The organism is Xanthomonas cissicola (assembly GCF_008801575.1).
GTDB classification, from domain to species: Bacteria; Pseudomonadota; Gammaproteobacteria; order Xanthomonadales; family Xanthomonadaceae; genus Xanthomonas; species Xanthomonas cissicola.
The window spans coordinates 86628-100937 of record NZ_VZPL01000013.1; the positions used below are offsets into that span (position 1 = coordinate 86628).

A 14310-nucleotide genomic window follows, 5' to 3' on the forward strand; every position below is an offset into this window, starting at 1 on the left:
GGAGCACCATCTTGGGCAACCAATCCGATGGCTGCGCAGCCGTCGAGCGGTTGCGACCTGGGGCTTGGAATTCGCTCCCATGCCTCGGTTCCGATGCATCGCTCCTCCTGGAGATTGCGCATGCGGTTTATCGGTTGCCGCACTGGGAGGGCGGCACAAAAAAAGGGCCGCTTCCCCTCGCAAGGGAAGCGGCCCACAAGATCTGCGGAGCGCGGATCAAAGGCTCTCGAAACGTGTGTGTGTGGCTGGACAACGGTGTTACGTGAAACGCGCATCGGCAGCTGCGACTGGGTGACGATGAGGACGGCAGCCGATTGCGCCACAGGGACTAAAAACGATCCCGGTGTCTGTGCCGGTCGCCCGCCACTGCCGGCGACCGATGAGCTCTGGCGCTGCCGCTTAAAACTCCTGCCAATTGACACCGCCAACGGTCGACGCGGTTGCACCGACCGCCACGCGCGGCGGTGTCGCCGCGGCCACGGGGGCACGTGCAGCCGGGCGCGTCGCCGGCCGCTGGTGGCCCACTGCGCCGGCGATGGCCGATAACCTGCGTGCCACCGGCGCGTTCGCATCGACCTTGAAGACCGCCACCGCTTCGGTGAGTTGCTGTGCCTGTTCTTCCATCGCGCGCGCGGCGGCAGTGGCTTCTTCCACCAGGGCAGCGTTCTGTTGGGTGGCTTCATCCATCTGCGTGACGGTGAGGTTGACCTGTTCGATGCCGGCCGATTGTTCCTGCGACGCGGCGGAAATTTCGCCCATGATGTCGGTGACGCGCTGCACCGATGAGACGATGTCGGCCATGGTGCGGCCGGCCTGGTCCACCAGCTGCGAGCCGTCGGTGACGCGCTGCACCGAGTCGCCGATCAGATCCTTGATCTCCTTGGCGGCGGCCGCCGAACGCTGCGCCAGCGTGCGCACCTCACTGGCCACCACGGCAAAGCCGCGGCCTTGCTCGCCGGCACGCGCCGCTTCCACTGCGGCATTCAGGGCCAGGATATTGGTCTGGAACGCGATGCCGTCGATGACGCTGATGATGTCGGCGATCTTCTTCGACGAGGCCTGGATGCCAGCCATGGTGTCGACGACCTTGCCGACGACCTCGCCGCCTCGCGACGCGACGCTGGCCGCACCGATGGCCAGTTGATTGGCCTGGCGTGCGCCTTCGGCGTTCTGCTTGACGGTCGAGGTGAGCTCTTCCATCGAGGCAGCGGTTTCTTCCAGGTTTGCGGCCTGCTGTTCGGTGCGCTGCGACAGGTCGTTGTTGCCGGCGGCAATCTCGCTGGCGGCCGCATTGATGGAGACCGCCGAGGTCTGGATGTGCCCGACGATGCCGGCCAGTTGCGTGACCGTGGCATTGGCATCGTCGCGCATCTGCGCAAACACACCCTGGAATTGGCCATCCATACGCGCAGTGAGATCGCCCGCAGCAATCGCCTGCAACATGCCCGACAACGCTTGCAGGCTGCCATCGGCGGTGGCCATCAGCTGATTGAGGCTCTCGACCATGATGCGGAAGTCGTACTGGAACTGCGCTGCGTCGCCCCGTGCACTGAAGTCGCCGGCCGCAGCGGCTTGCGCCAGCTGCTTGATCTGCTGATTCATCGCGGCCAGGTTATGTTTGACCTGCGCCATGGTCTGGGTGAGTTTGGCCTGTTCGCCGGGCAGGGCCTCCATGTCGTCGCTGAGGTCGCCGATCGCATAGCGGCCCATGATCTGCGCCAGGCGCGCGGTCACCTGGATGTGGCTGTCGACCAGCGCGTTGGTGTCGCCGGCCATGCGGCCGTAGTCGCCGGGGAAACCGCCGGCATCCATACGGAAGCTCACCTGGCCGGCATCGTGGCGCTTGGCCATGTCCAGCTGCGCGGTAATGAGGTTGCGCACCTGCGACTGCATCTTGTCCATGGCCTGCAACAGACGGCCGGTTTCGTCGCTGGCATCGCTGTGCACGGCGTTATCGAGCTTGCCCTCGGCAATCGCTTCGGCAGCGCGGGTGGCGCGGCTCAGCGGCCGGGTGAGGCTGCGGGTGATCAGCAAGCCCAGGGTTCCACTCAGCAATACCACCATCAGCGAACCGCCGACCAGCAACTTGCGCGAATCGTCCATCGACTGCAGCGCCACGCCGGCTGCTTCGGAGGCGAGCTTGTCCTGAAGGGCGATGTTCTCGCCGATCTTGTCCTGCCACTTTTGCAGCGCGGGCGCGGCTTTGGTGAGCAGCAACGGCAAGGCTTCGTCGCTGTGGCCGGACATCACCAGGTCGATGATCTGATTGTTCAATTCGCGTACTTGCGGAGTGAGGCGATCGATGTCGTCCCGGATGACTTGGCCAGGCGGCGAGACCGGCATGGCGTACAGGGCTTCGCGCGCTTTTGAATAGTCGGCACGCGCGGCCTTGATCTTCTCGATGAATTTCAGATTGTCTTCATTGCTGGTCGGCAACACGACATTGCGCAGCTCCGAGGCGATGACGTAATTGGCATTCATCATGTCGTTGGAGAGGCGGATCTTGGTCATGTTCTGATGCACCAGGGCATCCACCAGCGCACGTGCGGAGCTCAGCCCGCGATACCCGATGAAGGCGATGAACCCGGACAGCAGGATCAACACGATGAAGGCGGCAGCCAGGCGCGGCCCGACATTGAAACGCAGCAAAAGAGAGGTCATAAGATCGCTCGACTCAAAAGGGTAGGAGGGCGGGTGCGTCGACAGTCCTGCAAGGTGCGCTGCGCTCGCGTCTGTTTGTCATCACGCCTGCTGGTAACGGCGCGGCCTGCAGTCAATTGAGCGAGCTAGATGAGCTGATAAAGCGGGTTCTCAGGCAAGTGATGGACGCGTGCTGGCAGGCACTACGTGATTCCATCATTAGGCAAAATTCCGCGTTTTAGTCGATGAAAAACCGTGTTTCTGGCCGATTCGCGTGATCCTATAATTCACGATGTCGCATGACAGCTCACATGCTCTGCACACGTCATGCGCTGCGACTGCGCGCCTGACGCGGCACTCGTGCATCGCCACGACAGCCGTTTGCGACGGACTGTCTTGGCGATGCTGCCGATGCGATCAGAACTCCTGAGGCGATTAGAATTCCTGCCAATTGCCCGAATCTGCATTCGATGCTGCGCTGCCCGCAACGCTGCGACGTGCCGATGCGGCCGCCGGGATGACGCGTGCTGCCGGGCGCGGAGCGAAGCGGGCATTGGCCGGTGCGCTGGCAATGGCCGACAACTGGCGTGCCACCGGTGCGTGCGCAGCCACCTTGAAGACCGCCACCGCTTCGGTCAGCTGCTGCGCCTGTTCTTCCATCGCACGTGCGGCAGCGGTGGCTTCTTCCACCAGGGCGGCGTTCTGCTGGGTGGCTTCGTCCATCTGAGTGACGGTCTGGTTGACCTGTTCGATACCCGCGTACTGCTCCTGCGAGGCCGAGGAAATCTCACCCATGATGTTGGTGACGCGCTGCACGCTGGCGACAATCTCGGCCATGGTGGTGCCGGCCTGATCGACCAGGGTTGCGCCTTGCGTGACCTTTTCGACCGAGTCGTCGATCAGGTGCTTGATCTCCTTGGCGGCACCGGCCGAACGCTGCGCCAGCGTGCGGACTTCAGACGCGACCACCGCAAAACCACGGCCCTGTTCGCCGGCACGCGCCGCTTCCACTGCCGCGTTCAAGGCCAGGATATTGGTCTGGAACGCGATGCCGTCGATGACGCTGATGATCTCGGCGATCTTCTTGGACGAGCCCTGGATGTCGGACATGGTGGTGACCACCTTCGCCACCACGTCGCCGCCTTGCGAGGCGACCGCAGCAGCGCCAATGGCGAGCTGGTTGGCCTGGTTGGCGTGTTCGGCGTTCTGCTTGACGGTGGAGGTGAGCTCTTCCATCGAGGCAGCGGTTTCTTCCAGATTGGCGGCCTGCTGTTCGGTGCGCTGCGACAGATCCTGGTTGCCGGAGGCGATTTCGCCCGAGGCCAAGCCGATCGCATCGGCCGCGATCTGGATGCGGCCGACGATGCTGGCCAGTTGTTCGGCGGTGGCATTGGCGTCGTCGCGCATCTGTGCGAACACACCCTGGTACTGGCCGCTCATGCGTGCGGTAAGGTCGCCGGCAGCGATCGACTGCAACAAGCCAGAGAGCGATTGCAGGTTGCCGTCGGCGGTGGCCATCAAGGTGTTGAGGCTTTCCACCATGATGCGGAAATCGAACTGGAACTGCTCGGCATCGCCGCGCGCGCTGAAGTCGCCGTTGGCCGCGGCCTGCGCCAGCTGCTTGATCTCGGTGTTCATGGTCGACAGGTTGTGCTTGACCTGGTTCATTGCCGCGGTGATGGCCGCCTTCTCGCCGGGCAGCTGCTGCATGTCTTCGGACAGGTCGCCGATGGCATAACGCTCGATCAGGTGGATGGTCTGCATCTTGACCTTGATGTGCGCGGCCACCAGCTCGTTGGTGTCATGGGCCATGCGGCCGAAATCGCCCGGGAATGCGTCGGCGTCCATGCGGAAGCTGATCTGGCCTTCTTCGTGGCGCTTGGCCATGCCCAGCTGTGCGGCAATCAGATTGCGCAGCTGGCCCTGCATGTTGTCCATGGCATGCAACAGGCGGCCGGTCTCGTCGTTGGAGTTCGCGCTGACGTCGTTGTCCAGATTGCCTTGGGCAATGGCTTCGGCGGCGCGCGTGGCGCGTGTCAGCGGAACCACCAGGCTGCGGGTGATCAACCAGGCGAGTACGCTGCTGATCAGCACCACCGCCAGGCCGCCACCAATCAACATGGCACGGCCGCGGGCCATCGCGGTGGTGGCCAGCGCATTGGCCTCCTGGGCGCGCTGGCGCTGCAGCGCCGAATATTCGAGCAGCGTGTCCTGCCATGCCTGCGTGGCGGGTGCGGCACGTTGCAATAGCAAGGACAGGGCTTGGTCCGCCTTGCCGGCAAGACCCAGATCGATCACCTGCTGGTTGAGCGCGCGGGCGGCCTTGTTGTTGGCATCGATCCTCTCACGCAGCGCCTGGGCGACAGGCGTTGCCGAGAAGGTGTAGAGCTTCTCGCGTGCATCCTTGTAGATGCTGCGCTGGTCTTCGATGATCGCAGCGAAGCGACGATTCTCCGCATCGCTGGTCGGCAACACGATGTTGCGTAGCTGCACGGCAATCACCGACACCGCGTTGTTCATTTCCTGCAACCGCTGGACGATCACCATGTTGCGGTTGGTGAGCGTGTCCAGGGTCTGGCGCGCCTGCGCCAGCGTGTACAGGCCAGCCACGACCAGGGCGCAGGACAGCAGGATCAGCGTGCCGAAGGCGAAGCCAAGGCGCTTGCCGACGTTGTAGCGTTGAAGAAGAGCAATCATGGTTGGGATCTCGAGAGCGATGGGCAGAAAGGGGGCGGTGCGCTGGGCGGGAGGCGTACTGGGTACGCTGGTGGCGCCGAAGCGGGCGTGCGTCGAACCGATCCATCGAGCGTTGCGACATCAAAGGGTCGTAACGCTGGCGATTGCAGGGCAGGTACGCGTGCTTGGGGTTGGTAACGGCACCGTGTCGGTGCTGCTGAACTCGCTAGGCCAGGCGCGTATGGGTCGGCGTCACCGAGGTGAGGCTGGTGTGCACAACCGCCTGGAAATGCCTGTCAAAAGAGGCATCTCGGTGATTCCAAAGACTCGTGCTTTCACTTCTTGCTCACGCGCCTGACCGTCGCTCAGCCCTTCGAAATCCAAAGCGGCTTGGCGTCTGGCTTGTACCTGCACCATCGCGCAGGGCTGATCGACGCCTGCGCGCGTGTCGTAGAGCTCTGCTGATCGCACTGCGCATAACGCGTGCGCGTTAGTGATGTGCAAAGTTGCGCCGTTGCCTGATCGATGCGGGCAGCGGGCAGTCACTAAGGTGGGACGCATGCGTGCGCGCAGCGTCCCAGGGCAGATCGACCGCCGGTCGCTCTAGGCAGCGTGGCCCAGGCGGCGACGCGGAGGCCCTGCCTGCAACTGGAACACAGAGACCGCATCGCGCAATTGCTGCGCCTGTTCTTCCATCGAACGGGCGGCGGCGGTGGCTTCTTCCACCAGTGCGGCGTTCTGCTGGGTGGCCTGATCCATCTGCGCGATGGTCTGGCCGACCTGTTCGATGCCTTGCGACTGCTGCTGCGATGCCTCGCTGATCTCATGCATGATGGTGGTGACGTTCTGCACCGAGTCGACGATGTCCTGCATGGTACGACCGGCCTGGCCCACCAGCTGGTTGCCGTGTTCGACCCGGCTGACCGAGTCCTCGATCAGTTGCTTGATCTCTTTTGCCGCATCGGCCGAGCGCTGCGCCAGCGTGCGCACTTCGCTGGCCACGACTGCAAAGCCGCGGCCCTGTTCGCCGGCGCGCGCCGCTTCCACCGCGGCGTTCAAGGCCAGGATATTGGTCTGGAAGGCGATGCCGTCGATCACGCTGATGATGTCGGCGATCTTCTTGGATGCAGCCTGGATGCCGGCCATGGTGCCCACGACCTCACCCACTACCGCACCGCCTTGCGAGGCGACCGTGGCCGCATCGACCACCAACTGGTTTGCGCGGCGCGCATGCTCGGCGTTGTTGCGCACGGTGGAGGTGAGTTCTTTCATCGAGGCAGCGGTTTCTTCCAGATTGGCCGCTTGCTGTTCGGTGCGTTGCGACAAATCCTGATTGCCGGTGGCAATTTCGCTGGCGGCGTCGTTGATGGCATTGGTGGACTGCTGGATGCGCCCGACGATATTGGCCAGCTGGGTCACGGTAGTATTGGCATCGTCGCGCATGCGCGCGAACACGCCGTGGAAGTCGCCGTGCATGCGGGCGGTGAGGTCGCCCGCCGCGATCGCCTGCAATACCGTCGAGAGCGCGTGCAGATTCGCATCGGAGGTGGCCATCAATTGATTGAGGCTGTCCACCATCGCGCGGAAATCGTACTGGAAGCGCTGTGCGTCGCCGCGCACGCTGAAATCGCCATTGGCTGCGGCCTGCGCAAGCAGCTTGATCTCGCTGTTCATCGCCGACAGGTTGGCCTTGACGGTATCCATGGTGTCGGTGAACACCGCCTTTTCGCCAGGCAGGCGCTCCATGTCCTGGCTCAGGTCGCCGATGGCGTAGCGCGACATGATCTGCGCAAGTTTCATCTTGACTGCAATGTGCGAGCCCACCAGCGCGTTGGTGTCGCGCACCATGGTGGCGTAGGCACCGGGGAAACTGTCTGCCTGCATGCGGTAGCTGATCTGGCCGGCGTCGTGGCGCTGCGCCATTTCGCTTTGCGCGCTGAGGACGCGCTGCAGTTGCCCTTGCATCTGGCGCATGGTGTCGAGCAATTGACCGGTTTCGTCGCGGCCGGCGGCACTGACCTGATCGTCCAGCTGGCCCTGCGCGATATTGGCTGCCACCGTCGCGGCGCGGCGCACATTGCGGGTCAGGCGCGACAAGGTATACCAGCACAGGGCGGCGATCAGCAGCGCCAGCACCGACAGGCCGGCGATCGCTTGCCACATCGCGTTGCGTGCGTCGACCAGGTGGCGCTCGGATTGCCGCTGCAGCGCCTGCAGGGACACGTTGCTGAGGTCCCGCATGCTCTGGCCAAGCGCATCGAGTGCGGCATTCCACTGCGCGTCGGCCTTGGCATCGCTGCCCTCCAAGGCGGTACCCAGTGCGGCCAGTGCGGCGCGTGACTGGGTGGCTTCGACCTTGGCGGCATCGGCCAGGGCAGGGTCGGGCTGCTCCAGCAGGCCCATCGCCTTGTCCAGCTCATGGCGGAAACGCACATGGTTTCGGGCAAGTTGATCGAGCTGCTCGCGCAGCATGGCGCGGCTGTCGCCCGCCTGCGAGGGGTCGCTGGCGGCGTCCAGACGGGTCAGCGATTCGGTGGTCTCGGGGCTGTAGATCAGCGTGGAGACCACCAGGTGATAGCTCTCGATGTACGGGGTGTAGACCAGCTGGCTGTCGTCGCGTAATGCATCCAGCGCGGCAAAGGCCTGTTCGCTCACGGCGGCGTAGCCCTCCGCGGCGGCACCGGCAACATGGCGCTGCTGCAGGGCCAGCAATTGCTTCTGGCTGCGTTCGAAGCCGGGAAGCTTGGCCGTGGTGGCGAGCAGTTGGGTGAGATCGCGCTCGGCGCGCTGGGCGGCGTCTTTGGCGGTGCTGCCGCTATCTACGTGGGCTGCGTGCAGGTCGGTGATCAGGCCCAGCATTTGCCCAAGCGGCGCATAGCTGCGCAATTCGTTGCTGCTGATGGCGACGCTTTCGTTGAGCTTGCCGCGATAGAGCAGCACCGGAATGACCAGCCCCACCAACGCAAGCACGCCGATGATGCCGAGTTTCCTGGCGATGGCCAGGTCGTCCCAACGGCGGGTCCAGCGGCGTGGGGACGCTGGAACGGTCTGCGGCGACAGCGTGGGTGAGGTGGTCATTGATGCGTCTCATGGATGTAAGCAGACTATCGGCTAACGACGTCTACGCCTTTAATGGATCGGCAGCGCTGCCGATCCGTCCAGTTCAGTCAGTGCTGGCGACCTGTTCAGAACTCCTGCCAGCTGCTGTCGTTGCCTGGCGCAGCGACCACGGCGCGCAGCCTGGGGGCAGGAACGCGGCCGGCTGCCACCGCCTTGGCCGCAAGCGCCGGCGTTGCTGCCGGGCGTCGTGATGCTGCACGCGATGCGTCGTTGCTGTCGGTCTTGAAGACCGCCACTGCCTCGGTCAATCCGAGCGCCTGTTCTTCCAGTGCGCGGGCGGCGGCGGTGGCTTCTTCCACCAGTGCGGCGTTCTGCTGGGTGGTTTCGTCCATCTGGGTGACGGTCTGGTTGACCTGCTCGATGCCGGCCGACTGCTCCTGCGAGGCCGCGGAGATCTCGCCCATGATGTCGGTGACGCGCTGCACGCTGGACACGATCTCGGCCATGGTGGTGCCGGCGCTGTGCACCAGCAGCGAGCCTTCGGCGACGCGTTGCACTGAATCGTCGATCAGGCTCTTGATCTCCTTGGCCGCTGCGGTGGAGCGCTGCGCAAGCGTACGCACTTCGCTGGCCACCACGGCAAAGCCGCGGCCTTGTTCGCCGGCGCGCGCCGCTTCCACCGCGGCGTTGAGCGCCAGGATGTTGGTCTGGAACGAGATGCCATCGATGACGCTGATGATGTCGGCGATTTTCTTGGACGAAGACTCGATCCCGCTCATGGTCTCGACCACCTTGCTGGCGATCTCCCCGCCCTGCGACGCAACGCGGGCGGCGCCGATGGCGAGCTGGTTGGCCTGGCGTGCGCTTTCGGCGTTCTGCTTGACGGTGGAGGTGAGCTCTTCCATCGAGGCAGCGGTCTCTTCCAGGTTGGCGGCCTGTTGTTCGGTACGCTGCGACAGATCCTGGTTGCCGGCGGCGATTTCGCCGGTGGCCGCGCCGATGTTGCCGGCCGCGCCCTGGATCCGCACCACGATGCGCGTGAGCTGTTCGGTGGTGGCGTTGGCGTCGTCGCGCATCTTGGCGAACACACCGTGGAAGTTGCCGTGCATGCGGGCGGTGAGATCGCCGGCGGCGATGGACTGCAACAGCGCCGACAAGCTGCCCAGGCTGGTGTCGCTGACCTCCATCATCGCGTTGAGATCCTGCACCATGCGCAGGAAATCGTGCTCGAACCGCTGCGCATCGCCGCGCGCGCTGAAGTCGCCGGCAGCCGCCGCGCTGGCCAGGCGCTGGATCTCGGTGTTGATCGCCAGCAGGCTGGCTTTGGCCGCATCCATCGACTCGTGCAGCACCGCACGGCTGCCCGGCAGGCGCCGTGCATCGCGGCGCAGATCGCCGCGGGCGTATTCGTTGAGCACTTCGACGGCATCGACGATGGCGTCCAGGTGCTCGAACATCATCGTGTTGATGCCCTTGCTCAGTTCGCCGTACACGCCGGGGAAGTCCTGCGGCATGCGGTGGCTGATGTCCTTGTCGGCGTGCAGCTCGATCATTCGCGTGGTTTCGCCGGAGAAACGCTGCAACTGCGTCTGCATCTTGGCCATGGCGCTGAGCAGCCGGCCGGGCTCGTCGGTGGCGGTGGTGTGCACATTGCTATCCAGGCGGCCCTCGGCGATGGCCTCGGCGGCACGGGTGGCGCGGCTCAACGGCTGGGTCAGGCTGCGGGTGATCAGCCAGGCCAGCAGGCTGCTGATCACGACAACCGCAATGCCGCCGGCGATCAGCAACGCCCGGCCACGATCCATTGCGGCATTGGCATCGGCGTAGGCGCTGGCGCCACGTGTGCGCTGGCGTGCGGCATACGCATTGAGCGCGTCCTGCCATTGCTGGTTCGCCGGTACGGCCTGCTGCATCAGTGCCTTGAGCGCCTCGTCGGGCTTGTAGTTCATGCCCAGGTCCAACACCTGCTGGTTGGCAACACGCGCTTTTTCGCGAGCAAGATCGATCTGCCGACGCATTGCTGCACCATTGGCGTCGGACGGCGGGATGGCGTACAGCTTGTCGTGGATGTCGCTGTAGTACTGCCGTTGCTGCTCGATGATTTTTGCGAAGCCGATGTTCTCTTCCTGCGTGGTCGGCAGCACGATGTTGCGCAGGTTGATGGCAATGTCCGCACTGGCGGTGCGCATCTCGCCGACGTACTCGAGGATGGTCATATTGCGCTTGACGATCGACTCCATGCGCCCACGCGCTTGCGCCAGGGTCATCAGGCCAGCGGCCACCAGGCCGCAGGACAGCAGGATCAGGAAGCCGAACGCAGCGGAAAGGCGGGTGCCGACGTTATAGCGTTGGAGAAAGCCGATCATGAAACATACCTGCCGGAAAGGAGGAAAAGGAGGCGGTTCGAGGCAAACGGCGGCGGCCTCGCGATCACGGTCGGCACCCGCTGCAAGCGGGGGACGGCCGCGTGACGCCTGGCGCTGGTCGCCCGCGTCGGCTCCGTCCCGATTGCAGGGCAGGTAGCGGCGAATCGGTCGTATACTTGAGCTCGCTATTTAGCTTTTGTTATAGCTGGCATCGTTCCCTGGTGCAGGGAACGATGCTTGCCGATGCAAGGCCATACCGCGTGAGGTTCGACTTGGCGGTTCGACGTCATCCAGGGCGCATCAGGCTGGCCCATCGCCAGCGGCTACCATCAATGCAATGAGGGCCCGATCAAACGCGTGCGGGTGGCATGCGCTTGGTCGGGCCCTGCGTGTTGCAACGACCGATGTGTGGAGCGGTCGCCTGGCGCAGATGGCATCGGTGTCCATTTCCCACCGATGCCAGTGCGTGTTGGTCAGAACTCCTGCCAGTTGGTCTCGACGGTCGTCGATGCAGCGACCGCGCGCGGCTTGGCGGCCGCGGTGCCGCCGATCGAGGTCAGCTTGGCGCGCACCGCGGGCGCGGCCTTGGCGACCGATGCCGTGCGGACAGTGCTGGCGGTGCCTTGTTCGGTCTTGAAGACCGCCACGGCCTCGGTCAATCCGACCGCCTGTTCTTCCAGCGAGCGCGCGGCGGCGGTGGCTTCTTCCACCAGCGCGGCGTTCTGTTGGGTGGTTTCGTCCATCTGGGTGACGGTCTGGTTGACCTGTTCGATGCCAGCCGACTGTTCCTGCGAAGCGGCGGAGATCTCGCCCATGATGTCGGTGACCCGCTGCACGCTGGTCACCAGCTCGCTCATGGTCCTGCCTGCGGTATTGACCAGCACCGAACCGGCGGCCACACGTTCGACCGAGTCGGCGATCAGGTCCTTGATCTCCTTGGCGGCGCCGGAAGAGCGCTGTGCCAGCGTACGCACTTCGGAAGCCACCACGGCGAAGCCGCGGCCTTGCTCGCCGGCACGCGCCGCTTCCACCGCGGCGTTCAAGGCCAGGATGTTGGTCTGGAAGGCGATGCCGTCGATGACGGAGATGATATCGGCGATCTTCTTCGACGAGGCCTCGATGCCGGCCATGGTCTCGACCACCTGGCCGGCGATCTCGCCGCCCTGCGTGGCCACGCTGGCCGCGCCGATGGCGAGCTGGTTGGCCTGGCGTGCGCTTTCGGCGTTCTGCTTGACGGTGGAGGTGAGCTCTTCCATCGAGGCCGCGGTTTCTTCCAGGTTGGCGGCCTGCTGTTCGGTGCGCTGCGACAGGTCCTGATTGCCGGCGGCGATTTCGCTTGCCGCACCACTGATCGACGTGGCCGAGGCCTTGATGCCGCTGACGATCTCGGCCAGCTGGGTGGCGGTGGCATTGGCATCGTCGCGCATCTGCGCAAACACGCCATGGAACTCGCCACTCATGCGTGCGGTGAGGTCGCCGGCAGCGATCGACTGCAACAAGCCCGAGAGCGATTGCAGGTTGCCATCGGCGGTGGCCATCAAGGTGTTGAGGCTTTCCACCATCACCCGGAAGTCGTACTGGAAACGCTCGGCATCGCCGCGGGCACTGAAGTCGCCATTGGCCGCCGATGTGGCCAGGTGCTTGATCTCGGTATTCATTGCCGACAGGTTGAATTTGACCTGCGCCATGGTGTCGGTGAGCACGGCCTTTTCGCCGGGCAGCTTGTCCATGTCCTCGCTGAGATCGCCGATGGCGTAGCGGCCCATGATCTGCGCAAGCTTCAGGTTCACCGCGATATGCGATGCGACCAGATTGTTGGTATCGCTTGCCATGCGGCCGTAGTCGCCTGGGAACGCATCGGCATCGATGCGGTAGCTGATCTGGCCTTCATCATGGCGCCGGGCCATGTCGGTCTGCGCGCTCAGCAGATTGCGCAACTGTTGTTGCATCTTGCTCATCGCCTTGAGCAGGCGCCCGGCCTCGTCGTTGAACTGGGTATCGACATCGTTATCCAGCCGGCCGCCGGCGATGGATTCTGCAGCGCGGGTCGCGCGGCTCAACGGCTGGGTCAGGCTGCGGGTGATCAGCACGCCCAGGGCGCCGCTCAGCAGCACGACCAGCAGCGAACCGCCGATCAGCAACTTGCGCGACTCGTCCATGGACTGCAGCGCAGCAGCAGAGGCGTCGCCCGCCAGCTTGTTCTGCAATGCGATGTTTTCTGCGATCTTGTCCTGCCACTGCTGCATCGCCGGTGCAGCCTTGGTCAGCAGCAAGGGCAGGGCGTCGTCGCTATGGCCAGTCATCACCAGCTCGATGACCTTGTCGTTCAAGCCCTTGACGATCTCTCGGCGGCGATCGATTTCTGCACGAATTTCCTTGCCTTCTTCCGAGGGCGGGGTTGCGTACAGGGCCGCGCGTGCCTTGACGTAGTCTGCACGGGCATTCTTGATGTTTTCGATAAACTTGAGATTGTCCTCGTTGGAGGTCGGCAACACGACATTGCGGATCTGCGTGGCAATGACGGAGTTGGCATTCATCATGGTGTTGGACAAGCGAATTTTCACCATGTTCTGATTAACCAGGTGATCCACTAGCGCACGCGACGCGCTCAGGCCACGATAGCCGATGAACGCAATCAGCCCCGACAGCACGATCAGAATAGTGAAGGCGGCGGCCAGTCGTGGGCCGACGTTATAACGTTGGAGAAGATTAGTCATGGCTGGTTCCTTGGACGCGTTGAGCAGCGGGAGAGCGATACGCTGACGGCAGCGATACTCGCCTGACCTGTCGCTATGTGCTGTAACGGCGCCCACGTATATTCTCTGAATACCTCGATATCTAAAAAAGTATAACTCAAGTCAGGTTTGTGAAATAAGCCGATGATTTATTGAATCGAAGCCATCAAAATAGCCCATGGATAATGCGAGCTCTACTGATCATTCATTTTTTACATTTATAAAATGTATCCGGATAATCCATTTTGACGTGCCGATGGGTTTATTCGATCTGGCGACGCAATAAAAAAAGCCGCGCTCCAGAGAGCGCGGCTTGCATGGCGGCGACTATTTCAGCCGTGCGGGATGTTCAACGCAATGGCCGGCACGCTGCGAACAGCTGCCCCGGCGCCGGTCGCGCCCACCTGGCGGCGAGCGCAGCCGTCTCGCCGCTTAGAACTCGGACCAATCGGATTCGTTGGACGGTGCCACTGCTGCTGCGGCACGGCCCGCCGGGCGCGCAGCATGCGGCTTGCTGGCCGGCATGCTGGCAGCAACCGGGCGCTTGGCGGCGATGTGGCGCACCACCGGCGTAGCACGGGTTACCGCTTCCAGCTCGGCCGAGAGGCGGAACTGCGCCACCGCTTCGGTGAGCTGCTGCGCCTGCTCTTCCATCGAGCGTGCCGCGGCGGTGGCTTCTTCCACCAACGCGGCGTTCTGCTGGGTGCGTAAGCTCCCCCGATCCGCAGACACCGCATAAGTAGATCTTTCTGGCATCGTTCCCAAGTCAGGAGGTTCCATGCGCACATCGAAGTTCACCGAGACACAGATCATCGCCACGCTGAAGCAGGCCG

General features: G+C 63.8%; 5 protein-coding genes and 1 pseudogene. All 6 read right to left on the bottom strand.

The features are described 5' to 3' along the window. Positions 1-399 precede the first annotated feature (399 nt). Positions 400-2661, bottom strand: coding sequence for a methyl-accepting chemotaxis protein (locus tag F7R02_RS08090; protein WP_005914925.1), 2262 nt, complete (start codon positions 2659-2661; stop codon positions 400-402). 414 nt (positions 2662-3075) lie between these two features. Further along, the gene (locus tag F7R02_RS08095; protein ID WP_151210076.1) at positions 3076-5337 is read right to left on the bottom strand and encodes a methyl-accepting chemotaxis protein; all 2262 of its coding nucleotides are present in this window, start codon (positions 5335-5337) and stop codon (positions 3076-3078) included. 582 nt (positions 5338-5919) lie between these two features. Continuing rightward, positions 5920-8394 carry a methyl-accepting chemotaxis protein gene (locus F7R02_RS08100; RefSeq protein WP_139370905.1) on the bottom strand — a complete coding sequence of 825 codons (2475 nt, stop codon included), beginning with the start codon at positions 8392-8394 and terminating at the stop codon, positions 5920-5922. 107 nt (positions 8395-8501) lie between these two features. Beyond that, positions 8502-10742 (bottom strand): methyl-accepting chemotaxis protein, encoded by a 2241-nt coding sequence (locus F7R02_RS08105; protein WP_078589675.1) that lies wholly within the window; start codon positions 10740-10742, stop codon positions 8502-8504. Positions 10743-11215: 473 nt separating this feature from the next. Next, a complete protein-coding gene (locus F7R02_RS08110; protein ID WP_078589676.1) occupies positions 11216-13459 on the bottom strand; it encodes a methyl-accepting chemotaxis protein in 2244 nt (747 codons plus the stop codon). A gap of 450 nt (positions 13460-13909) precedes the next feature. Further along, positions 13910-14310: pseudogene (locus F7R02_RS08115) on the bottom strand (hypothetical protein); the annotation flags it as partial.